22 protein-coding genes are annotated in these 23204 nt (G+C 65.2%); 16 read left to right on the top strand and 6 right to left on the bottom strand.

Annotation, left to right across the window (positions count from 1 at the left end; all coding sequences use genetic code 11):
• Window positions 1-12: 12 nt before the first annotated feature.
• From JQ635_RS00745 to hflX, 9 genes are all read left to right on the top strand, one after another.
• The gene (locus JQ635_RS00745; RefSeq protein WP_211407979.1) at window positions 13-423 is read left to right on the top strand and encodes a hypothetical protein; all 411 of its coding nucleotides are present in this window, start codon (window positions 13-15) and stop codon (window positions 421-423) included.
• A gap of 101 nt (window positions 424-524) precedes the next feature.
• Complete coding sequence (locus JQ635_RS00740; protein WP_211407978.1) at window positions 525-2402, top strand: sensor histidine kinase; 1878 nt, start codon at window positions 525-527, stop codon at window positions 2400-2402.
• A gap of 125 nt (window positions 2403-2527) precedes the next feature.
• Window positions 2528-4180: a DUF3300 domain-containing protein gene (locus JQ635_RS00735; RefSeq protein ID WP_211407977.1), complete on the top strand. Its 1653-nt coding sequence runs from the start codon at window positions 2528-2530 to the stop codon at window positions 4178-4180.
• Window positions 4177-5091: a DUF2950 domain-containing protein gene (locus tag JQ635_RS00730; RefSeq protein WP_211407976.1), complete on the top strand. Its 915-nt coding sequence runs from the start codon at window positions 4177-4179 to the stop codon at window positions 5089-5091. Before JQ635_RS00735 ends, JQ635_RS00730 begins: the two co-directional genes overlap by 4 nt.
• On the top strand, window positions 5075-5539 hold the full coding sequence (locus JQ635_RS00725; RefSeq protein ID WP_211407975.1) for a hypothetical protein: 465 nt from the start codon (window positions 5075-5077) through the stop codon (window positions 5537-5539). Before JQ635_RS00730 ends, JQ635_RS00725 begins: the two co-directional genes overlap by 17 nt.
• Window positions 5540-5745: 206 nt before the next feature.
• Window positions 5746-8178: a sensor histidine kinase NtrY-like gene (locus JQ635_RS00720; RefSeq protein WP_211407974.1), complete on the top strand. Its 2433-nt coding sequence runs from the start codon at window positions 5746-5748 to the stop codon at window positions 8176-8178.
• Between the two features lie 17 nt (window positions 8179-8195).
• A complete protein-coding gene (locus tag JQ635_RS00715) occupies window positions 8196-9566 on the top strand; it encodes a sigma-54-dependent transcriptional regulator (protein WP_211407973.1) in 1371 nt (456 codons plus the stop codon).
• A 300-nt stretch (window positions 9567-9866) separates the two neighbouring features.
• Window positions 9867-10115 carry an RNA chaperone Hfq gene (gene hfq / locus JQ635_RS00710; protein WP_007591126.1) on the top strand — a complete coding sequence of 83 codons (249 nt, stop codon included), beginning with the start codon at window positions 9867-9869 and terminating at the stop codon, window positions 10113-10115.
• A gap of 11 nt (window positions 10116-10126) precedes the next feature.
• The gene (gene hflX / locus JQ635_RS00705) at window positions 10127-11509 is read left to right on the top strand and encodes a GTPase HflX (RefSeq protein WP_211407972.1); all 1383 of its coding nucleotides are present in this window, start codon (window positions 10127-10129) and stop codon (window positions 11507-11509) included.
• A gap of 57 nt (window positions 11510-11566) precedes the next feature.
• Here the strand turns inward: hflX and JQ635_RS00700 are convergent, their stop codons facing one another.
• Both JQ635_RS00700 and mazG read right to left on the bottom strand, forming a co-directional pair.
• The gene (locus JQ635_RS00700) at window positions 11567-12025 is read right to left on the bottom strand and encodes a GNAT family N-acetyltransferase (RefSeq protein WP_211407971.1); all 459 of its coding nucleotides are present in this window, start codon (window positions 12023-12025) and stop codon (window positions 11567-11569) included.
• 14 nt (window positions 12026-12039) lie between these two features.
• On the bottom strand, window positions 12040-12858 hold the full coding sequence (gene mazG / locus JQ635_RS00695; protein ID WP_211407970.1) for a nucleoside triphosphate pyrophosphohydrolase: 819 nt from the start codon (window positions 12856-12858) through the stop codon (window positions 12040-12042).
• A gap of 126 nt (window positions 12859-12984) precedes the next feature.
• Between mazG and queC the strand changes: the two genes are divergently transcribed.
• The gene (gene queC / locus JQ635_RS00690; protein ID WP_211407969.1) at window positions 12985-13698 is read left to right on the top strand and encodes a 7-cyano-7-deazaguanine synthase QueC; all 714 of its coding nucleotides are present in this window, start codon (window positions 12985-12987) and stop codon (window positions 13696-13698) included.
• Window positions 13699-13884: 186 nt separating this feature from the next.
• On the opposite strand, the gene JQ635_RS00685 is transcribed toward queC, so the two are convergent.
• From JQ635_RS00685 to nthA, 3 genes are read right to left on the bottom strand one after another with little or no spacing between them, the layout of a single operon-like run.
• On the bottom strand, window positions 13885-14262 hold the full coding sequence (locus tag JQ635_RS00685) for a nitrile hydratase accessory protein (protein ID WP_211407968.1): 378 nt from the start codon (window positions 14260-14262) through the stop codon (window positions 13885-13887).
• On the bottom strand, window positions 14262-14921 hold the full coding sequence (nthB, locus tag JQ635_RS00680) for a nitrile hydratase subunit beta (RefSeq protein WP_211407967.1): 660 nt from the start codon (window positions 14919-14921) through the stop codon (window positions 14262-14264). Before nthB ends, JQ635_RS00685 begins: the two co-directional genes overlap by 1 nt.
• Window positions 14918-15544: a nitrile hydratase subunit alpha gene (gene nthA, locus JQ635_RS00675; protein WP_211407966.1), complete on the bottom strand. Its 627-nt coding sequence runs from the start codon at window positions 15542-15544 to the stop codon at window positions 14918-14920. The genes nthB and nthA overlap by 4 nt, the downstream gene beginning before the upstream one ends.
• 62 nt (window positions 15545-15606) lie before the next feature.
• On the opposite strand from nthA, the gene JQ635_RS00670 reads away from it, so the two are divergent.
• The 5 genes from JQ635_RS00670 (at window position 15607) to JQ635_RS00650 (ending at window position 20815) form a co-directional block, all read left to right on the top strand.
• A complete protein-coding gene (locus tag JQ635_RS00670; protein WP_211407965.1) occupies window positions 15607-16365 on the top strand; it encodes a hypothetical protein in 759 nt (252 codons plus the stop codon).
• Window positions 16366-16508: 143 nt separating this feature from the next.
• The gene (locus JQ635_RS00665; protein WP_211407964.1) at window positions 16509-17981 is read left to right on the top strand and encodes a DASS family sodium-coupled anion symporter; all 1473 of its coding nucleotides are present in this window, start codon (window positions 16509-16511) and stop codon (window positions 17979-17981) included.
• 251 nt (window positions 17982-18232) lie between these two features.
• Window positions 18233-19357 (top strand): methionine ABC transporter ATP-binding protein, encoded by a 1125-nt coding sequence (locus JQ635_RS00660; protein ID WP_211407963.1) that lies wholly within the window; start codon window positions 18233-18235, stop codon window positions 19355-19357.
• Entirely contained in the window at window positions 19347-20012 is a 666-nt protein-coding gene (locus JQ635_RS00655) for a methionine ABC transporter permease (protein ID WP_211401812.1), read from the top strand. Before JQ635_RS00660 ends, JQ635_RS00655 begins: the two co-directional genes overlap by 11 nt.
• A gap of 29 nt (window positions 20013-20041) precedes the next feature.
• Window positions 20042-20815, top strand: a complete 774-nt coding sequence (locus JQ635_RS00650) for a MetQ/NlpA family ABC transporter substrate-binding protein (protein WP_211407962.1) — start codon at window positions 20042-20044, stop codon at window positions 20813-20815.
• 18 nt (window positions 20816-20833) lie between these two features.
• Here the strand turns inward: JQ635_RS00650 and JQ635_RS00645 are convergent, their stop codons facing one another.
• Entirely contained in the window at window positions 20834-21826 is a 993-nt protein-coding gene (locus JQ635_RS00645; RefSeq protein WP_211407961.1) for a helix-turn-helix domain-containing protein, read from the bottom strand.
• A 183-nt stretch (window positions 21827-22009) separates the two neighbouring features.
• Between JQ635_RS00645 and JQ635_RS00640 the strand changes: the two genes are divergently transcribed.
• Window positions 22010-23200, top strand: a complete 1191-nt coding sequence (locus JQ635_RS00640; RefSeq protein ID WP_211407960.1) for a serine hydrolase domain-containing protein — start codon at window positions 22010-22012, stop codon at window positions 23198-23200.
• Window positions 23201-23204 lie beyond the last annotated feature (4 nt).

Here is a 23204-nt window from a genome sequence, read left to right as displayed (position 1 = left end):
AGGACGGATCACATGGGTTCACGGAAATTGATCACGGTCGGTGCGACGTTGATGTCGCTTGTCGTGGCGGCTGCCAGCGCCAAGGCCCTCGACCTCAACGGCGCCTGGGCCGGCGATGCCGACAATTGCAGCAAGGTGTTCGCGCGCAAGGGCGGGCAGTTCGGCTTCAGCGACATGTCGGACGTCTATGGCGGCGGCTTCATCGTCGACGGAGATCAGATCGTCGGAAAATTCGCGCGCTGCCGGATCAAGGCGAGAAAGGACAACGGTCCGAACGTCAACCTGGTTGCGGCCTGCGCGACCGACATAATGCTCTCCAGCATTCAGCTCAGCCTGAGGGAGGTGGATGCAAACAGCATCATCCGGCTGTTCCCGGGCATGGAGGATATGGAGATCCGCTATTTCCGTTGCCCGGCCTCCTAGCGACGGCGTGCTCTCGCGGGCTGTCCGAGCGCGACAATTGCCGCTAGAATTGTCCGGAAAGCAGCCACCGGAAGCTGCGGGGATTGGAGCTGAGCGGACGCATGTCCTCTGACCAGGTCAGGTCGTGGCCTGCCGTGCTGTTCTGCCTGGGCCTGTTCGTCGCCGTGTGCCTATCGCCTGACCAGGCAAGTGGCGTCGAGCGGAGCCTGCGCGGCGAGTTCAAGCGCGTGCTGGTGCTGCACTCCTTTGGCCGCGAGTTTCGGCCGTGGAGCGAATATGCACGCGACATCAAGGCCGAGCTCGAGCGGCAATCGCCATGGCCGCTCGACATCCAGGAGCATGCGTTGCTCACGGCGCGATTCAATAACCCTGGTCCCGAGGCTCCCTTCGTCGAGTATCTGCAATCGCTCTACCAGGCGGCGTTGCCCGATATTGTGTTGACTATTGGCGCGCCTGCCGCCCGGTTTGCCCAGAAATACCGTGCGAGACTGTTCCCCGATACGCCGTTGATTCTTTCCGCGGTCGAGTATCGCCTGATCAACGACGCCGATCTCACCGACAATGACGTCGTCGTGGCGATCCGCAACGATTTCACGGCCGCATTCGCCAACATCCTTCAGCTGCTGCCCGACACCAGGGCGGTCGCAATCGTGATCGGTGCCTCGCCGCTCGAGAAGTTCTGGATAGAGGAGGTGAAACGCGAGCTGAAACCTCTGGGCGAGCGATTGGAGCTGACCTGGTATTCGGACCTGTCGTTCGAGGAGATCCTGAAGCGTGCGGCAAAGCTTCCTCCGCACACCGTGCTGTTCTGGGGCCTGATGTCGGTCGACGCTGCCGGGATCGTCCACGAAAGCGACATCGCCCTGCGCAGCCTGCACGCGGTCGCGAATGCACCGATCTTTTCCTACCAGGACCCGTTCTTCGGCGGCAGCACCGTCGGCGGCCCCATGCATTCGGTTGCGGAAACGAGTTCGCGGACCGTCAGCGTCGCGCTCCGCATTCTCGGAGGTGCAAAACCCGCGAGCATCACCTACGAGCCGCTCGGCTTCGCGGCGCCGCGATATGATTGGCGGGAATTGCAGCGCTGGGGCATCAGCGAGAGCCGCTTGCCTGCCGGTAGCGAAATCCTGTTTCGCGAACCGAACATCTGGGAGCGCTATCGCTGGCAGATGCTGATGATCTCGGCCGTGTTCCTGGTGCAGGCCGGACTCATCAGCGGGCTGCTGCATGAGCGTCGCCGCCGCCGGCTCGCCGAAGTGGAATCGCGCCAGCGGTTGGCGGAACTTGCCCACGTGAACCGGTACTCGGCCGTTGGCGAGCTGACGACCTCGATCGCGCATGAATTGAACCAGCCGCTCGGATCCATTCTGACCAACGCCGAAACGGCGGAGCTCATGCTGAGGGCCGCTCCGCCCGATATCGACGAGATCCGGCAGATCCTCGCCGACATCAGAAGGGACGACCAGCGTGCGAGCGAGGTGATCCGCAGACTGCGCAGCGTGCTGAAGAAGACTCCGTTCGAGATCAGGAATATCGAGCTGAACGACACGGTGCGGGAGGCGATCGGACTGGTGAGCGCCGTCGCCGACGGACGCCGCATCGCGCTGAACTACATGCCTGCGTTTGCGGATCTGCACGTCAAGGGCGATCCCGTGCAGCTTCAGCAGGTCGTGCTCAACCTGATCATCAATGCGATGGATGCAGTCTCTGACGCCGAGATGAAAAAGCGCGACATCACCGTGTCGACCACACGCACCGGCAGCCAGGCCGAGATCAGGATTTCCGATACCGGTCCAGGCATTGCCTCCGCGGATCTCGCAAACGTCTTCAATCCGTTCTTCACGACCAAGCCGCAAGGAATGGGAATGGGACTTGCGATCGTGAAGACCATCATCGAGGCCCATCACGGCACGATCGAGGTTGAGAACCAGCCGTGGGGCGGCGCCCTGTTCACGATCAGGCTGCCACTCCTTCGCTGATAGCGTCTCTGCCATTCCGTTCTCGCGGCGCAACAAGACGCGGAGCAGCCTTTCGTTGATCTCGATCAACAAACGTCCATGCCGCTGCCCGATCTTCGCGACCGGTAAGTCCGATGGAGGGTGCAATGTCTCGCTGCGGCAAGACCTTGATGGCAGTTGCGCTGATGCTGGCGATGCCGGTCGCGGCAATTGCGCAGACGGCCGACAAGCCGGCGACACCGAGCACGCAGGCGCAGCCGGCCACACCGCCGGCGCCGGCGGCCGAGCTGTTGAAGCCGGAACAGCTCGAAGCCCTGGTTGCACCGATCGCGCTCTATCCCGACGAACTGCTCGCCAACGTGCTGGCCGCCTCGACCTATCCGCTCGAAGTCGTGCAGGCCGACCGCTGGCTGAAGGAGCGCAAGACCCTGAAGGGCGATGCGCTGAAGACCGAGGTCGACAAGCAGGGCTGGGACGACAGCGTCAAGGCGCTCGCGAGCACGGCGGACGTGCTTTCCATGATGAGCGACAAGCTCGACTGGACCCAGAAGCTGGGCGATGCCTTTCTCGCCCAGCAGCCCGACGTGATGGATGCGATCCAGCGCCTGCGCAACAAGGCGTATGACAACAAGAAGCTGGTGACCACCAAGCAGCAGAAGGTCAGCGTCCAGTCGCAGGAAGGCAAGCAGGTGGTCGTCATCCAGCAGGCCGATCCCGAGACGATGTACGTACCTTATTACGATCCGGCGACGGTCTACGGCACCTGGCCCTACGCGGAGTATCCGCCGTATTACTGGGGCTATCCCTCCTATATCGGCGCCGGCGCGATTGCCGCCGGGCTCGCGTTCGGCACGGCCTGGGCGATCGGACGCTGGGGCAATTACTGGGGCGGCGGCTGCAACTGGGGCAACCGCAACGTCTACGTCAATCATCGCAACACCAACATCAATACCGGCTGGCAGCACAATCCGGCCCATCGCCAGGGCGTGCGCTACAACAACACCAATGTTCAGCAGCGCTTCGGCAACAACAATCTGAAGGCCGGCGTATCGGATCGGATGGATTTCCGCGGCCGTGACGGCAATCAGGTGCTCCGTCCGAACCAAGGCGCCGGAGACCGCGCCGGCGATCGTGCAGGCAATCGCGGCGATCGTCCGGGCGCCGGGGATCGCCCCAGTGCAGGGACGCGCGACCGGCCGGGCGGCGGCGATCGGGCCGGTGCCGGGGATCGTGCCAAGGGCGGCGGCGACCGCGCCAAAGGTGGCGGAGATCGCGCCAAGGCTGCAAACCGTGCCGGCGGTGGTGCGGCCAATCGTGGCGGCGGCGGCAATCGCGGCGGCGCCATGAACGTCTCCTCCGGCCGTGCGGCGGCCGCAGCGTCGGCGCGCGGTCGCGCCAGCATGGCGAGCATGCCGCGCGGTGGCGGCGGCGGGCCGAGCTTTGCCGGTCGCGGCGGCGGGGGCGGAATGGCAATGCGTGGCGGAGGAGGTGGCGGCTTTGGAGGAGGCGGTCGCGGCGGCGGCGGTGGCCGGCGTTCCGATATCGCGCTGAAGCACGACATCACGCTGCTCGGCCATCTCGGCAACGGCCTCGGCTATTATCGCTTCAGCTATATCGGCAGCGACAAGGCCTATGTCGGCGTCATGGCGCAGGAGGTCGAAAGCGTGATGCCTGATGCGGTGACCCGCGGCAGCGACGGCTATCTGCGCGTCCATTACGAGAAGCTTGGCCTGAAATTCCGCACCTACAGCGATTGGCTCGCGGGCGGCGCGAAGATTCCTGCGGAGGTCCTGCCATGATCGGCATCAAGTCGCTTCACCGTGCGTTGCTGCCGGGCGTGATGGCTCTGGTGCTGCTGGGTTCAGCCGCACAGGCGCAGGAATCCTATAAGACACCGGAGGACGCGGCCGCTGCGCTCGCGGCTGCGGCCAAGAGCGGGCCACGCGACCTCCTGAAGGTGCTGGGCCGGGCGGCGGACGACATCGTCTCGTCCGGCGACGAGGTTGCCGATGCCGACATCCGCGCGCGCTTCGTCTCGATGTACGACGCCAAGCATGCGATCAAGGCCGAAGGCAACAAGAAGGCCACGCTGCTGCTCGGCCCGGACGACTTCCCGTTCCCGATTCCGCTGCTCAACACCAAGACCGGCTGGGAGTTCGACACCGACGAAGGCCGCATCGAGGTGCTTCGCCGCCGCATCGGCCGCAACGAGCTCGATGCGATCCAGACCGCGCTCGCCTATGTCGACGCGCAGAACGAATATGCCGGGAAGGATCGCGGCGAGGGGGCGGGCGTCTACGCACAGCGCTTCCTCTCCACCGCCGGCAAGAAGGACGGCCTGTTCTGGCGCGACGACAGCGACCCGAGCCCGCTCGGCGCCCTGGTCGCGGAGGCGGCGGCGGAAGGCTACAAGCCGGGCGAAGGGCCTGCGCCCTATCACGGCTATTTCTTCCGCATCCTCAAGGGCCAGGGGCCCGACGCGGCCGGCGGCGCGCTCAACTACGTCGTCAAGGGCAAGATGATCGGTGGCTTCGGGCTGATCGCATGGCCCGCGGAGTACGGCAATTCCGGCGTGATGACCTTCCTGGTCAACCATGCCGGCACCGTCTACCAGAAGGATCTCGGCACGCGGACCAGCTTCATCGCACCGCGCGCGACGCTGTTCGATCCCGACCAGACGTGGAAGAAGGTCGATGCCGAGAAGCCCTAGGCTGGAACGCGTCCTGCGCGCCATCGCAACCGGCCTTGCGGCGCTGACGCTCGTCCTGCTCGCGATGCCGGCCACGCCATCGTTCGCACAGGCGAGCGGCCATGTCCGCGTCAAGTTCGTCAAGGCCGGCCTTCTGGTCGGCGGCGGCGCGGGCAGCGGCGTGTTGAACTATCGTGGCCGGAACTATCCATTCACCGTCGGCGGCCTGAGCGTGGGCATCACTGCTGGCGCGAGCGTCGGCCGGTTCGAGGGGCGCGCGTCGGGAATCCGGGATGTCGCCGACTTTGCGGGGACGTACAGTTCCGTCGGCGGCGGCTTCGCTCTGGTTGGCGGCATTAATGGCGTCCAGCTGCGCAACGAAAAGGGCGTGACGCTCGTGCTGCAGGGCCCGAAGGCGGGCCTGGAGCTCGCGGCCAACATCAGCCAGATCACCATCTCGCTGAAGTGAGGCAGTCGTCTGGCCTCGTCGAGCCGGCCGGCGACCATCGAATCCCGACTGCTCCATTTTGGTAAATCGTGGCCAAAAGAAGAAGTTGAATTCCGTAAGCCACTGAGATCGCGTGGCTATTTGACACTGTAGTGTCTCGGCAACAATGTGGTACGAATACATCAGTTTCCGCCCGCCGCGGACCCGTTTTCAGCACCATTGCCGGAATGACCAGCGCAGATACCTCGGCCGCATCCTTTGACACGGCCCCAGCCGAAGAGCCGCGACGTTGGTCGCCGCGACGCTGGCTGGCGCCCTTTGCCGTGGCGCTGGCCCTGCTGTCGGGCCTCCTGACCTTCCTCGTCCTGACCGGCCTGACGCGGATCGATCCGACGCCGGAGGTGGTCCGCTCGTTCTACCTGATCAATGCCGGCACGATCCTGCTGCTGGTCGGGATCATCGTCCGCGAGCTCTGGCAGCTCATCCTCGCGCGGCGGCGGGGTAGGGCGGCGGCGCGCCTGCATGTCCAGATCGTCAGCCTGTTTTCGATCGTGGCGGTGCTGCCGGCGGTGCTGGTCTCCGTGGTCGCCAACGTCACCCTCGAGCGCGGCCTCGACCGGCTGTTCTCCGGGCCGACCAAGGAGGTCATCCAGAACTCGCTGAACATCGCGCGCGCCTACATGCAGGACCATGCGCAGCTGATCCGCGGCGACATTCTCGGCATGGCCAACGACATCGCCCACGCAAGGCCGCTCTACGACCAGGACCGCCGCTCGTTCCGCGAGATGCTGACCGCCAGCGCCAGCTCCCGCAATCTGCCGGGCGCGATGATCATCGACAAGAACACCAACATCCTGGAATCCGCCGACACCGGCATGCGGCTGGCCTATTCGCCGCCGGCGCCGGACTTCCTCAGCAACGTCAACGAATCCGAGCCCGAGATCGCGGTGCTGCCGGATGCGAGCTTCGTCGCCGCGGTGATCCGCCTGCGCGCCTTCAACGACACCTTCCTCTACGTCGCGCGGCCGCTTGATCCGAACGTGGTCAACCAGCTCAAGCAGACCGAGGTCAGCGTCGCCGAATATGCCCAGATCGAGTCGCGGCGGCTCGGCATCCAGGTCGCCTTCGCGCTGATGTTCGCGGTGATCGCGCTGACCATCCTGATGGCCTCGGTGCTGATCGGGCTGAACTTCGCCAACTCGCTGGTGGCGCCGATCCGGCGGCTGATGAACGCGGCGCATACGGTTTCGACCGGCGACCTCCACGTGAAGGTGCCGGTGCATCAGTCTGAGGGCGACCTCGCCCAGCTGGGTGAGACCTTCAACAAGATGACGCAGGAATTGCGCAGCCAGCGCGACGAGCTCGTCAACGCCAGCGACCTCATCGACAGCCGTCGCCGCTTCATCGAAGCCGTGCTGTCCTCGGCGAGCGCCGGCATCATCGGCGTCGACACCTCGGGCAGCGTCGGCATCCTCAACCGTTCCGCGGAGAAGCTGATCGGGCACTCCGAAGCCGAGACGCTCGGCCATCCGCTCTCGGACGTTCTGCCCGAGCTCGACGAGATGATGAAGACGGCGCGGGAAGGAACCCAGCGCCTGGTGCAGGGCCAGATCACGATCACCCGCGACGGCACCGAGCGCAACCTCTCGGTCCGCGTCAGCGCCGAGAAGAACCAGCCGCACGACAGCTACATCATCACGCTCGACGACATCACCGAGCTGGTCTCGGCGCAGCGCACCTCGGCCTGGGGCGACGTCGCCCGCCGCATCGCCCACGAGATCAAGAATCCGCTGACGCCGATCCAGCTCTCGGCCGAGCGTATCCGCCGCAAGTTCGGCAAGGACATCACCGAGGCCAAGGACAAGCAGATCTTCGACCAGTGCACCGACACCATCGTGCGCCAGGTCGATGACATCAGGCGCATGGTCGACGAGTTCTCGCGCTTTGCGCGGATGCCGAAGCCCGTGATGGAGGGCGAGGACGTCGCCGACACGGTGCGGCAGGCGGTGTTCCTGATGAAGGTCGCCCATCCCGAGCTCGATATCGAGGCGGAATTCAAAGAGGATCCGCTGCGCGCCCAGTTCGACCGGCGGCTGATCTCCCAGGCCGTCACCAACATCGTCAAGAACGCCACCGAGGCGATCGAGCAGGTCCCGCCGGAGGAACTCGGCAAGGACGGGGCAAAGGGCCGCATCGATGTGGTGGTGTCGCGCGAGGGCGAGGACGTGCTGATCGACGTGATCGACAACGGCATCGGCCTGCCCAAGGTCGCGCGCTCGCGGTTGCTTGAACCCTACGTGACCACACGCGCCAAGGGCACCGGCCTCGGCCTTGCGATCGTCGGCCGCGTGCTGGAAGACCATGGCGGGCGCATCGAGCTGAAGGACGCCTCCGACTTCCGCGAAGGCCAGCGCGGCGCCTGGATGCGCATGCGCTTTGCGATCTCCGGCCAGGCCAAGAAGGCCGAGGGAGCCGAGCAGGCGCCGGCGGCCAAGGAAGGGATCAAGGAAGGGGCGAAGGACGCAACCGCCCCAGATATCAAGGAAATGCCTGCGGATTCCATCAAGGCGCAGGAAACAAAAGAGCCGGCGGCCGGAACCAAAGAGCCGGACGAAAAGACAAATGATTCAACGAAAATCGAAGCCTCAACAGGCAGCTGACAAGACAGGCGCGACCCATGGCTAGTGAAATTCTGATTGTCGATGACGAGGCCGATATTCGGGATCTCGTCGCGGGCATTCTCGAAGACGAGGGGTTCGTCACCAGGACCGCACGCGACAGCGATTCGGCGCTCGCCGAGATCGCCAATCGCAGGCCGCACCTGGTGTTCCTCGACATCTGGCTGCAGGGCTCCAAGCTCGACGGTCTGCAGCTGCTGGAGCAGGTCAAGAAGGACAATGCCGACCTGCCGGTCGTGATGATTTCCGGCCACGGCAACATCGAGACCGCCGTCGCCGCGATCAAGCGCGGCGCCTATGACTTCATCGAAAAGCCGTTCAAGGCCGACCGATTGATCCTGGTCGCCAATCGCGCACTGGAGAACTCGCGGCTCAAGCGCGAGGTCAAGGAGCTGAAGCAGATGGCGCCGAGCGCCAGCCAGCTCGTCGGCCGCTCGCCGAGCATGAACCAGCTGCGCCAGACCATCGAGCGCGCGGCCAAGGCCAACAGCCGCATCCTGATCGTCGGACCCGCCGGCGCCGGCAAGGAATTGACCGCGCGCACGCTGCATACCGCCTCGGGCCGTGCCGACGGTCCCTTCGTCGTCATCAACGCCGCCGCGATCACGCCCGAGCGCATGGAGCACGAGCTGTTCGGCGTCGAGCAGTCCAACGGCGAGCAGCCGCGCAAGCCCGGTGCGCTCGAAGAGGCCCATGGCGGCACGCTGTTCATCGACGAGATCGCGGACATGCCGCGCGAGACCCAGAACAAGATCCTGCGCGTGCTGGTCGAGCAATCGTTTCAGCGCGTCGGTGGCACCGCCAAGGTGCAGGTCGACGTGCGCATCATTTCCTCGACCGCGCGCAACCTGGAGGAGGAGATCGCGGCCGGCCATTTCCGCGAGGACCTCTACCACCGGCTCTCGGTGGTACCGATCCGCGTGCCGGCCCTGTCGGAGCGGCGCGAGGACATTCCGGAGCTGATCGACTACTTCATGGAGCAGATCTCGGCCGGCAGCGGCCTGCCCAAGCGCCAGATCGGCCAGGACGCGATGGCGGTGCTGCAATCGCATGTCTGGCCGGGCAATGTGCGCCAGCTCCGCAACAATGTTGAAAGAGTCATGATTCTGGCGGCCGGTGGACCGGAGGTCATCATCACCGCCGACATGCTGCCGCAGGACGTCGGCTCGATGGTGCCGGCGATGCCGACCAGCAACAATGGCGAGCACATCATGGGCCTGCCACTGCGCGAAGCGCGCGAAGTGTTCGAGCGCGACTATTTGATTGCACAGATCAGCCGTTTTTCAGGAAATATTTCTCGCACGGCCGAGTTTGTTGGCATGGAACGGTCGGCACTGCACCGGAAGCTGAAGGCACTCGGCGTCGGTTAAAACACTGCGAGCGAGGTGGATACCGGCCCGCATACAGAAAACAAGAAGCCAGCGCCGCGACATCGCGGCGGCTTGTCAGGGATAAGCGAGGAAAATCATCGATTTCCGTAGTTTTTCGGGGCAATAGAGCATGGGCTGCCGCGTGAAGCGGCTTGCCTAATATCCCGACCTGTCTTCTAATCTAACCGCTGTTCCTCCGAGGGGGATCTCATGAGGAGCGGCAACCGGAAGAGGCCCCGCATTTCACAAAGAGGGCCGCAACCGGCGCAATAAAAAGAAACTCAAAGCGAGAAAAAAACAATGGCGGCAGACCGCGCACAAAACCTACAGGACACCTTCCTTAATCACGTTCGCAAAACCAAGACGCCACTGACGATCTTTCTGGTCAACGGAGTGAAGCTCCAGGGCATCGTGACCTGGTTCGACAATTTCTGTTTGCTGCTGCGGCGCGATGGTCACTCGCAGCTGGTCTACAAGCATGCGATCTCGACCATCATGCCGGGCGCGCCCATCCAGTTGTTCGAAGGCGGCGAGGATCAGCCGGCTTGAGAGTGATCTGATTGGAACCCCGGAATTTCGACGGGGATGCCGACCGTCCGCGGTCGGCAGGGGCTAAGCAGACGGGGCGGGTGCTTGTCATCGGCCCCTATTTGCGGGTGCGCGCGGGAAGTGCCGACGCGCAATCGGAAAGTCATGTCCAGCGTGACGCCGAGGCCCGGCTCGATGAAGCCGCGGGCCTTGCGCGCGCGATCGACCTCGTCATTGCCGATGCGATCATCGCGCCGATCAGCCAGATCCGCCCCGCGACCTATATCGGCAAGGGCAAGGTCGAGGAGATCGCCGCGCTGGCCAAGAGCCTCGACGTCGAGCTCGTGGTGATGGATTGCGCGCTGGCGCCGATCCAGCAGCGCAATCTCGAGAAGGAATTGCACGCCAAGGTGCTCGACCGCACCGGTCTCATTCTGGAAATCTTCGGCCGCCGCGCCAAGACCAAGGAGGGCTCGCTCCAGGTCGAGCTTGCGCATCTCAACTACCAACGCTCGCGCCTGGTGCGATCCTGGACCCATCTGGAGCGCCAGCGCGGCGGCTTCGGATTCATGGGCGGCCCGGGCGAGACCCAGATCGAGGCCGACCGTCGGCTGATCCAGGAGCGCATCACCAAGCTCGAGAGCGAGCTGAAGAAGGTGCAGGCCACGCGTCGCCTGCATCGCGCCGGCCGCCAGCGCGTGCCGTATCGCGTGGTCGCGCTGGTCGGCTACACCAATGCCGGCAAGTCGACGCTGTTCAACCGCCTGACGCGCGCCGACGTGCAGGCCGCCGACATGCTGTTCGCAACGCTCGATCCGACGCTGCGCGCGCTCAACCTGCCGCATGGCGGCAAGGCGATGCTGTCCGACACCGTCGGCTTCATCTCGAACCTGCCGACCCAGCTCGTCGCCGCCTTCCGCGCCACGCTGGAGGAGGTGCTGGAGGCGGACGTCATCCTGCACGTGCGCGACATCTCGCATGAGGATGCCGAGGCCCAGCAGAGCGATGTCGACGCCGTGCTGCGCCAGCTCGGCATCAACCCCGACGACTCCGGCCGCATCATCGAGGTCTGGAACAAGATCGACCGTTACGACCCAGAGCAGCGCGAGGAGCTCTTGAACATCGCCGCGCGCCGGCCGGAGGATCATCCGGCCATGCTGGTGTCGGCCGTATCAGGCGAGGGGATCGACGCGCTGCTCGCCGCGATCGAGGAGCGGTTGGCTGCCAAGCGCACCACGCTCGATCTCTCCATCGACGCCGCCGACGGCGCCGGCATCTCGTGGCTGCACCGCAATTCCGAGGTGCTGGCGAAAGAGCTGCACGACGGCCGCTTCGACATGACGGTGCGAGTGGATGAGACCAAGCGGGATATCGTGGTGTCGCGGTTTGATGCGGTGCCGCGTCTGTCGGCGTAAGCTACACTTTGCGTCCCGGATTGCGCTTCGCTCCATCCGGGCTACGAACCGAGAAAATCACTTGGACAGGTCGAGGCTCATGAACTGGTTGTGCGGGCTCGCCTGATAGTCGGCGAACGGCTCGCATGAGACGAAGCCGGCGCTGCGGTAGAGTGCGACGGCGGGAACATGCAGCGGTGCCGTGCCAGTCTCCAGGCTGAGGCGCGCATATCCGCGCTTGCGGCCTTCGGCGATGATGTGGCTCAAGATCGCGCGTCCGGCCCCGGTCCGCCGTGCCGTAGGCGCGGCGCGCATCGACTTCACCTCGCCATGTGTTTCATCCAGCTGCTTCAGGGCGCCGAAGCCAGCTAGCACACCGTCCTGCCAGGCTGTCCAGAACGTCACGCTCGGAGCCGAAAGGCCGCTCGCGTCCAGGGCCTGCGCGTGTTCGCCCATGACGCTGCGCAGCTCTTCCAGATGATGCGCCAGCAAGTCGGCGACATGTGGCGCCTTCGGGTCGTCCTGCCTGATGTCCACGGCGTGCCCTCGTGTCATGTCGCCGTCTTGGCCTCGTTCCACAGCGCATCCATCTCCGCCAGTGACGCCTGCTCGAGCGTCCGCCCCTGCGCCTCCAGCGCCCGCTCGATGAAGGCAAAGCGCCGCTCGAATTTTGCGTTGGTCGCGCGCAGGGCGGCTTCCGGATCCGCATCAACATGGCGGGCGAGGTTGACGAGGGCGAACATCAGGTCGCCGGTCTCTTCCGCAATCTCCTGCTTGTCGTTGCGGTCCAATGCCGCCTCGATCTCGTCGACCTCCTCGCGGATCTTGTGCAGGACCGCGCGCGGGTCGTTCCAGTCGAAGCCGACGGTGGAAGCCTTGCGCTGCAGCTCCATGGCGCGAGTCAAGGCGGGCTGGCCAGCCTTGACGCCCGAGAGCAGCGATTTGTGCGTCGGCTCTTCCTCCGGCGGCCGGCGTGCGGCGCGCTCGGCCTTCTCCTCGGCCTTGATGCGGTCCCAGACTTCCTTGACGTGGTGCGGGGCGAGATTGCCGTCCTTGTCGGCGAAGACGTGGGGATGGCGCCGGATCATCTTGCGGGTGATGGCCTCGACCACGTCGCCGAAAGCAAACGCGTTCTGCTCTGACGCCATCTGGGCGTAGAACACGACCTGGAGCAGGAGGTCGCCAAGCTCCTCGCGCAGATCGTCGAGATCGCCGCGGGTGATGGCGTCCACCACCTCATAGGCTTCCTCGATCGTGTAGGGCGCGATCGTCGCAAAATCCTGCTCGAGGTCCCAGGGGCAGCCGGTCACCGGCGTGCGCAGTGCCGCCATGATCTCGATCAGGCGGGAAATATCGCGGGAAGGGGTCATTGCGGGGCAGTCTCCTGGGTCCAAAACCTTATGCCAAAAGCCGGCGGCCGTTCCCAGCCGGGCGCAGCGGAACAGGCCGATTTCCACCGATTGGCGGGTACGTTCCACAGTGCTAAAGCGCGGGCCATGAGTGACGCATTTTCCTCCGAGACCGCGCTGGTCCTGTTCTCCGGCGGCCAGGATTCCACCACCTGCCTCGCCTGGGCGCTGAGCCGCTTTGCCCGCGTGGAGACGCTGGGGTTCGAGTATGGCCAGCGCCACGCCATTGAGCTTGCCTGCCGCGACCGGCTGTTCGACGGCATCAAGGTCCTCCGCGCCGATTGGGCCGCAAAACTCGGCGAGAGCCATACGCTGTCGATCCCGACGCTGGCGGCGGTGTCCGAGACGGCGCTGACCCGCGATGTCGCGATCGCGATGGGAGCCGACGGTCTGCCCAACACCTTCGTGCCGGGCCGCAACCTCGTGTTCCTGACCTTCGCCGCGGCGCTGGCCTACCGGCGCGGTATCACCCACATCGTCGGCGGCATGTGCGAGACCGACTATTCCGGCTATCCCGATTGCCGCGACGACACCATCCGCGCCATGCAGGCCGCGCTCTCGCTCGGCTTGGCGAGGCCCTTCGAGCTGCACACGCCGCTGATGTGGATCGACAAGGCCGCGACGTGGAAGCTCGCGCATGATCTCGGCGGCGACGGCCTGGTCGATCTGATCCGCGAGCAATCCCACACCTGCTATCTCGGCGAACGCGGCGCGCAGCATGAGTGGGGCTATGGGTGCGGGGAGTGCCCGGCGTGCAGCCTGCGGGCGAAGGGGTGGCGGGAGTATGTGGCGGGGAGGTGAGGCCTCGCCGTACTCCTCTCGTGCCCCGGACGCAGCGCAGCGCTCCTTCAGCGGTGCGCTGCAGAGCCGGGGCCCATGTTCCCGTAGCGTATCGTGTTGCCGTCTGGGTCCCGGCTCTGCGCCGCAACGCTTGCGCGTTGCAGCTTGTCCGGGACACGAGATTCGCAATGACGAACTCAGCGACAGCTACCCAAAATCCTCCGGCCTGAGCTCAATCGGCTTGCCATGCGGCGTGCGATCTGCCGCGTGGTCCCAGGCGTCGCGGTAGCGGTGCAGAATCTCCAGCGAGGCGACGCCCTTGCGTGCGACGAGGCCTTCCAGCGTGGCGAGCCAATGCAGATAGTAGGTCTCGCCCGTATCGGGATCGCCGGCGGCCTGCGCGCGCTTGATCTCGGAGGCCAAGGCTGCGGCCCATTCGGGCCAGGTGAACACGCCACGCTCGTGCAGCGTCAACGCCATTGCGAACGCATGCGCCTCCCAGGGTGCTCGGAACACCGGGCCGTCGTCATCGCGTGGGATGCTCGGGATCGCCGCCGTTGCGGCAGCAGCAGCGCTACCACTCATCACGTCGGGTCCAGATAGGGCTCGAACGCGTCGATCGACACCTTCAGCGTCGGATCGCCGTCCTCGCCCCAGAGATCGCGTCCCTCGAACACGACCGTGTAGAGCCATTGCGGATTCTCGCCGAGCTCCATCGCCGCGGAATCCGGAAAGACGTGGCAGCCATGATTCAGCTCGACCACGCCGACATGGCCGCGCACATAGCGTGGCAGCCGCGTATGCGTCGCTGGATGGATGTTCTTCGCGCGCACGCGATCGCCGATGTTGAATTTTGCGGGCGCCGGGGCAGGGCGGGCGAACTTGCCGCGCACCATGATGCGCTCGACCTGGGTGAGATCGAACTTGCCGTGCTTGAGTGCTTTGGCCGGTTGCATCGCGTGGCCGGCAGCGACTTCCTCCCTTGTGAGGTAGCCCTTCTCGATCAACATCTCTTCGAGCCCGAGAAACCATTTCTTGTAGTAGGAGCTCGAGAGATACACATGCGGCGGGATCGTCTCGCGATAGAAGCGCGAGGTGTCGATGTTGAAGGCGCCGGCCGCGCCCATCGCGCGCACCATCGCCAGCACGCGTGACTCCCACTCCTCGTGAAACATCGGCTCGTTCGGCTCAGGCTCGACCTTGCCGAACCCGTCCATGCCGCCCATGTCGTGCACGCCGTTCATGACGGCGCTCCCGGCGTCCTGGGAAAGCCGGTGCCGATCATGGAGTCGCGCGTGACGAGTTCGGCGAGCTGCTCCTCGCTCCAGCCTTCGGTGCCCGCGGGGCGCATCGGCAGCACCAGGAAGCGCGTCTCGGCCGTGGAGTCCCAGACCCGGATCTCCATGTCCTTGGGCAAGCTGACGTCGAAATCGGCGAGCACGCCGCGCGGATCCTTCACCGCGCGCGAACGATAGGGCGCAGCCTTGTACCAGACCGGCGGCAGCCCCAACATTTCCCAGGGGTAGCAGGAGCACAGCGTGCACACGACCATGTTGTGTCGCGCTGGCGTGTTCTCGACCACGACGAGATGATCGCCGACGCGGCTGACATGACCGAGCGTGCCGATCGCCTTGGAGCCATCCTCCAGCAGCGCCTTCTTGAAGGCCGGATCGGTCCAGGCCTTGGCAACGACGCGCGCACCGTTATGCGGTCCGATCTTGGTCTCGTAGGCCTGGATGATGGCATCGAGCGCGGCCGGCTCGACATAGCCTTTTTCGGTCAGGATCGTCTCGAGCGCGCGCACGCGCAGCTCGGTCTCGGACAACTCGGAATGGTCGTGATCGTGGTCGTGATGATGCTCGCTCATGGCGCGAAGATAGTCCCAGAATCCGGGCCTTGTCGAGGCGAAGACTCTGCTAACATCGTGCCATGGGCTTGGCTGGACGAACCGGAATAACCGCTGCAATCGCGGCTCTTGTCGCACTTGCGGCACAGGATGCGCGCGCTGCGAATGGCGCCTATGCGGTGGATTCCGCCGACATCTCCGAGGTCGGCTCCTGCAAGGTCGAAAGCTGGATGTCGGCGGCGACCAACACCGATTTCCAGGCGGTCGCAAATCCCTCCTGCGTCGTCGATCCCTTCAGGCCGATCGAACTGAGCATGCAGACCATCCGTGGCCGCAGCGATGGCGACTGGAGCACGACCGTGGCGCCGAAAGCCAAGACGAATTTCATCCCGACCGGGGTCGGACGGTGGGGACTGGCGGCCTATGGCGGCGGATCGTTCGATGCGGCGACCGGCGAGGCGCTGACCGCCTTTGCCGTCATCCCCGCGACTTATCGCCTGTCGGAGACGATGCGTGTCAACGTCAATGGCGGCTGGCTCTGGGATCGCACGGTCGGTCGCCACTACCTCACCTACGGCATCGGCTTCGATTGGAAGTTCACCGAAACATTGCAGTGGACGATCGAGGCCTTTGGCCAGGCCGGCGCCGCCGAAACCGCGAGCGTCGTGCAGCCGCGCTTTCAGACCGGCGTGCGCTACCGGCCTAACGAGATCTTCTCCGTCGACGTGATCTACGGCCGCAACATCACCGGCGAGAACGCCAACTGGATCACCGTCGGCACCACCATCCGGTTTCCGGTCCACGGCAGCGAGCCGGAGCATCGGCGCACCGGGCATTTGTGAGCCTACGGAAAATCGGGCACGGAGCGACAGAACCCGAGTCAGACCATTGATCGCGCCGCGGACAATCCGTATACGCCGCGATGGGACAAAAGCGGCCCGGCCAACGGGCGGTACAACGTGACGACAATCGAGGGGGAGGGCCCATGGCCGCTAGCTCGCAGGCGCCTGAGGCGAAAGGGTTCCACTGGAAGCTGATCGCGCCGCTCGCGGTGTGGCTGGCGATCTATCTGTGGCCCGTACCCACGGGGCTCAACGTCAATCAGTGGCACTATTTTGCCGTTTTCGCGGCCGTCATCACCGGGCTTATCCTGGAATCCATGCCGGTCGGTGCGGTCGGCTTTATCGGCCTGACGGTCGCAGGCGTTGCCGGCTATATCGACCCCGACCCCGGCAAATCGCTGCGCTGGATGCTGGCGGGCTTTGCCGAGAGCACGGTGTGGCTGATCGTCGGCGCCTTCGTGTTCTCGATCGGATATCGCAAGAGCCAGCTCGGCCGGCGTATCGCACTCGTGCTGGTGCAGCGGCTCGGCCGCAACACGCTTGGCCTCGGCTATGCGGTCGCCATGTCGGATTTCCTGCTCGCGCCGGCAACGCCGTCCAACACCGCGCGCAGCGGCGGCATCGTCTATCCCATCATCAGCAACATCCCGCGCATCTATGGCTCCGAGCCCGGACCGACCGCCGGCAAGATCGGCACCTATGTGATGTGGACCGCCTTCGCCGCGACCGCCGTCACCAGTTCGTTGTTCTTCACCGCGCTCGCGCCCAATGCAGCGGCGCTGGCGATTGCCAAGAAGACCGTCGGCGTCGAGGTGAGCTGGGCGCAATGGTTCATGGGTTTTGCACCGCTCGGCATTCTCCTGATGATCGTCGTTCCGCTGCTCAGCTACGCGGTCTGCCGGCCCGAGGTGAAGCGCAGTCCGGAGATTTCGGAATGGGCGGCGAAGGAGCTCGCCGAGATGGGCCCGATGTCGCGCAACGAGTGGATCATGCTGGCGCTTATCGTGCTTGCGATGTTCCTGTGGATCGCGGGATCGAGCCCGGACATCCACGTCCCGGTGCTCGGCTCGAACTTCGTCAACGCCACCACCGTCGTCTTCATCGTGATCTCGCTGATGCTGGTCACGGGCGTGATCGAATTCGCCGACATCGTCAGCGAGAAGAGCGCCTGGGAGGTGTTCTTCTATTTCACCTCGCTCTTGACGCTGGCCTCGGGCCTCAACGAGATCGGCTTCATCAAATGGTTCGCTGCCGAATACGCAAAACCGCTCGCGGGGCTGTCGCCGTCAACCGCGATGCTCCTGCTGGTCGCGCTGTTCTTCTGGATCCACTATTTCTTCTCGAGCATTACCTCGCATGCCGCCGCCGTGCTGCCGGTGGTGCTGGCGGTCGGATCGGGCATTCCGGGCTTGCCGGTCACGACGCTCGCCATGCTCTGCATGTATTCGCTCGGCCTGATGGGCGTGATCTCGCCCTATGCGACGGGGCCGGCGCCGATGTATTTCGGCAGCGGCTATATCGGGAAGGGCCAGTTCTGGGGCTTTGGGCTGATCTTCGGGGTGCTCTATTTCGCCGGCCTGCTGCTGATCGTGCTGCCCTGGTTGCAGATGCGGTGAGCCGGGCGGGAGTCTGATACCCCCGGCGGAGGAATATTCTTCTCCGGGGAGGGATTTGGAAATCTTCGTCCAACTCCTGCCAAATATCTGAAATTGCAAGAAAGACCGGAAAAGGCGATGGTGCGTGCTGCGGTGCAGCGCGCCCCTCTGAGGCGGTCTGTTGCTGCTTCACCTCCAGTCGCTTGAAGCGACCCGTCTCTCGTTTGCCTTTTCGGGCGGCCGAGGGAACTATTGTGCATGAAGGCCGCTCCATGAACGCCCACCAATCGCTCGCGATCGGACGACCGATCGAAACGCTTGAAGCGATTTCACCTGCCGCGACCGAGCCGGACGCGATGGTCCGTTTCGAAGGCATCTCGAAAACCTACCCGGCCTATCGCGGCAAGCCTGGCGTCAACGCGCTGCAAAACATCGATTTCGCGATCCCGCGCGGTTCCATCACCGGCGTGATCGGCCGCTCCGGCGCCGGCAAGTCGAGCCTGGTGCGCCTGATCAACGGGCTGGAGAAGCCGACCACGGGCCGCGTCATCGTCGACAACAGGGACATCTCGGCGCTCGCGGGCCGCGAGCTGCGGCTGGCGCAGCGCTCGATCGGCATGATCTTCCAGCACTTCAACCTGCTGTCGTCGCGCACGGCCGCCGACAACATCGCGCTGCCGCTCGAGATCGCCGGCTGGTCCAAGGCCGACATCCGCGCGCGTGTGGCCGAGCTGCTCGCGCTCGTTGGCATCGCCGACAAGCACGACCGGTACCCTTCCGAACTCTCCGGCGGCCAGAAGCAGCGCGTCGGCATCGCGCGGGCGCTGGCGACACGGCCGAGCGTGCTGCTGTCGGACGAGGCGACCTCGGCGCTCGATCCGCAGACCACGCGCGCGATCCTCGATCTGCTGGCGAACATCAACCGCGAGCTCGGGGTGACCATCGTGCTGATCACCCATGAAATGTCCGTGGCGCGCCAGCTCGCCAAGGAAGTCGTGGTGCTCGATGCCGGCCATGTCGTCGAGAGCGGCCATGTCGCCGACATCTTCACCCATCCCAAGCATCCGATCACGCAGTCCTTCCTGGCCGAGGTGATCGGCGACAGCCTGCCGGTGTCGCTGGCGAGCCGGATCGTTCCGGAGCCGTCCGCCGGCGGGCAGGCCGTGATCCGCGTCCAGGTGCGCGGGGCAGGGGCGGGCGACACGGTGGTGGCGCGGCTCGCGCGCGAGCTCGGGCTCGACGTTTCGCTGCTGTCGGCGCGCATCGACGAGATCGGCGGCCAGCATGTCGGCTCGCTCGTTCTCGGTGTACCCGGCAGCGAGGACGTGCAGGCGCAGGTTCTCGCCTGGCTCTCTCAATATCAATTCTCGGCGGAGCATCTCGGCTATGTCGCCTGAACTCATTAACCTGATCATCCAGGCCACGGGCGAGAGCCTGTACATGGTCGGCATCGCGGCGCTGCTCGGCACCGCCTTCGGCCTGCCGCTCGGCGTCTTCCTCGCGACCAGCCGCAAGGGCGAGCTGTTCGCGGCGCCACTCGTCAATCGCGTACTCGGCGCCGTCGTCAATGCGACGCGGTCGACGCCCTTCATCATCCTGGTCGTTGCGATCATCCCGTTCACCCGGCTCATTGCCGGCACCTCGATCGGCTCAACCGCGGCGATCGTGCCGCTGACCATCGCCTCGACGCCGTTCATCGCGCGCCTCGTGGAAGCTGCGATCCGCGAGGTCGATGGCGGCCTGATCGAGACCGCGTCCTCCTTCGGCGCCTCGCCAATCCAGATCGTGCTCAAGGTGCTGATCCCAGAGGCGCTGCCTGGCCTCTTGCTGGCGCTGACGCTCGCGGTGGTCAGCCTGCTCGGCTATTCCGCGATGGTCGGAGCGGTTGGCGGCGGCGGCCTTGGCGATCTCGGCATCCGCTACGGCTACCAGCGCTTCATGCCGGAGATGATGCTCGCCGTCGTCGTCGTGCTGATCGCGCTGGTGCAGCTCGTGCAGAGCGCCGGGGATTATCTGGCGCGCCGGGTCAACCGCCGGCTGCGGCATCGCTGAGCCAAACTTCTTCGAAACTGGAGACTTCAATGCGTTTTCTCGCAACCCTTGCGGCTGCAGCCTTGCTTGCGACCTCGGCTCAGGCCGAAACCATCCGGGTCGGCGTCACCGCCGGCCCGCATGCCGAGATCCTCGATGTCGTGAAGAAGGTCGGCGCCGAGCGCGGGCTCGACATCACGGTGGTCGAGTTCACCGATTACGTGATCCCGAACCAGGCGCTGGCGCTGAAGGATCTGGAAGCCAACTCCTTCCAGCACGAGCCGTACCTCAAGAACCAGATCTCCAAGACCGGCTGGAAGATCGTCAAGGTCGCCAACACGATCGGTTCGCCGCAGGGCGTCTATTCGCAGAAATACAAGAAGCTCGCCGACCTACCCGAGGGCGCCCGCGTCGCCATCGCCAACGATCCCTCCAACGGCGCGCGCGGCCTGATGATCCTGGCGCTGCACGGCGTGATCAAGCTGAAGGACCCGAACAACGTCTCCTCGACGATTGCCGACATCACCGACAATCCGAAGAAGCTCCGCTTCGTCGAGCTCGATGCCGCCCAGCTTCCGCGCGCGCTGCAGGACGTCGATGTCGTCTCGATCAACAACAATTACGCGGTGCAGGCCGGCCTCAATCCCGCGACCGATGCGATCGCCCGCGAAAATCCCGATGGGCCCTGGGTCAACATCCTCGCCGTCCGCGAGGAGGACAAGGACAAGCCCTGGGTGAAGCAGCTGATCGAGGCCTATCACTCCCAGCCCGTGAAGGCGTTCCTGGAGACGCGCTTCAAGGGAACGTATCTGCCGACCTGGTAAGGGCAGAAGACGCGCGCGTCAGGCCGCCAGCCTGGCGCGCCGCAATGTCTCCGAGGGCTTTTCGGAGAAGTGGCGCTTGTAGTCCAGCGAGAACTGGCTGAAGTGCCAGAAGCCGTACTGCACGGCGACGTCGTAGATGGATGTCTCGGCGCCGCCGCCGGCGCGTTTCAGATCGCGCCGCACGCGGTTGAGGCGCATCGCGCGCCAGTAATGCATCGGGCTCGTGCCCAACACCTCCTGGAAGCAATAGCCAAGCTTGCGCGGGCTGGCGCCGACGGCCTTGCAGACCTCGAGCAGCGACAGCGTGCGCTCGCCGCTGCCATGCATCAGCGCGCGGGCGCGATCGACGGTGCGCTTGCGCGCCGCCGCGCTGCGGCCGGGATTGGTGGGCCGCGCCGTCGGCAACATGTCCATGATCTCGACGAGGAGCGCATCCTCGAGTGCCTGCCGTGCCGCGGGATCGTCGAACTGCCCGGGGGCCGTGGTGATGGTCTCGTGAATGGCGGCGAGATGCGCGCGCAGCCGCGCGACCGGCGCCTCCGCCATCTCGATCACCCGCAACTGATGCCAGACGGCGCGCGGCAGCGCGATGTCGAGGCGGGCGGCAAGCTCCTCGATCAGCGCCGCGCTGGCGACGACGCCGCGCAGCTCGAACGCCTTCGGCGTGCACATGTCGACCTCGGCGTCGATGCAGGCGATCACCTGGGTGCCCGCAACACTGGCGCCGTTGCAATTGACCTCGCCATCGCCATCCCAGGGCAGACCGATCCCGAAACTGTCGGCACCGAGCTGGCCGTACTGGCGAACCTGCTGGCTGGTGATTTCGCGGAAGACTTCGACGTGGGGGAGGGAGAGCTGGGTGAAGCTGCCCCTGAAGGCACCGGCACTGATCTGGTCGTAGCTGAGGTGCCAGCGGCCGAGCGAGGCGCAATGCTCATCGACATCCGTGCTGCTGGCCTGAAGCAGGCAAGGAGCCGAGTCTTGAATCGGAAGAGTTGCGCTTAAGGCCATGACAATACGTCGGAATGTGCCAGCCGAGAACGCGGCAGGAACTGCCGTCAAGACTGGCACGCCCTGCGCTCCTGTCCAGCAAAATATTGCGGGATTTCGATAACGCCTGACCGCGCCACTGTGCAGGCTTCCGTCCTGCCGTTCCGGCCTCGCAGTCGGATGGCGCTTCGCGGAGGGATTGAGATGCGACCGACTGACGTCATGCGCGGCAGCCCGCCGGCACCGGAGGCCCAGGTGACCCGCGCCAACTGGCGCAGCTTTCCCGCCATCCGCTGGGGCTTCACCCACACCCGCGAGGTGCTACCGACCGCCGAGATCCGCCGCTCGGCACAGCCGACGCCGATGCCAAGCGCGCCGCGCGAGCTGGCAAAACTCGGCTTCACCGCGCCCGATGGTAAAGAGACCACGATCGAAGCCACGCTGCGCGAGACCTTCGCCGACACGCTGCTCGTCATGCACCGGGGCACCCTGATCCACGAATGGTACGGCGACGGCATGACCGCGACCACGCCGCATCTGATCTGTTCGATCAGCAAGGCGATCGCCGGGACGCTCGGCGGCATTCTGGCCGCGCGGGGCCTGCTTGATCCCGAGGCGAGGGTGCTGCGCTACGTGCCGGAGCTGGAGACGTCGGTCTACGGCAGCTGCACCGTCCGCAACCTCCTCGACATGGCCGTCGCCATCAACTTCGAGGAGGATTACGAGGACCCCGCAGGCGACGTCGCGCGCTATCGCTTCTCCTCGGGCTGGGATATGCCGCCTCCGGGCGTCGAGCCCGGTCATCAGCGCGCCTATCTCACCACGCTGCGCGGGACCGGCAAGCCGCACGGCAAGGTGTTCCACTACGTCTCGACCAACACCGAGGTGCTCGGCTGGGTCTATGAGCGCGCCTGCGGCATGCCCTACCATCGCATCCTCTCCGAATATCTCTGGCAGCCCCTGGGCGCGGAGGAGGACGGCTCGCTCACGCTCGACAGCCACGGCATGGGCCGCATCGCCGGCGGTATCTCCGTCACCGCACGTGATCTCATCCGTTTCGGCGAGATGATGCGCTGCCGCGGCGTGGTCGAGGGGCGGCAGGTGGTGCCGGGCTGGTGGATCGACGACATTCGCGAGAACGGCGACCCCCAGGCCTGGGCCGACGGCGACCTCGCCGAGTTCTTCCCGGGTGCGCGCTACCGCAGCAAATGGTTCACGATCGACCCGTCGCGCAACGCGCTCACCGCGATCGGCATTCACGGCCAGCACCTCTATGTCGATCTCGATTCCGACACCGTCATAGCCAAGCTCGCGACGCAGCCCAAGGCGATGGACGTGCCGATCGATCAGCGCTGGTTTGCCGCCTTCAGCGCCATCACCGCGCATCTCGCCTGACTTT

It is taken from the genome of Bradyrhizobium iriomotense, assembly GCF_018130765.1.
GTDB classification, from domain to species: Bacteria; Pseudomonadota; Alphaproteobacteria; order Rhizobiales; family Xanthobacteraceae; genus Bradyrhizobium; species Bradyrhizobium iriomotense_A.
Note: the sequence above shows the minus strand (reverse complement) of the source record. Positions and strands in the feature narration are given on the sequence as shown.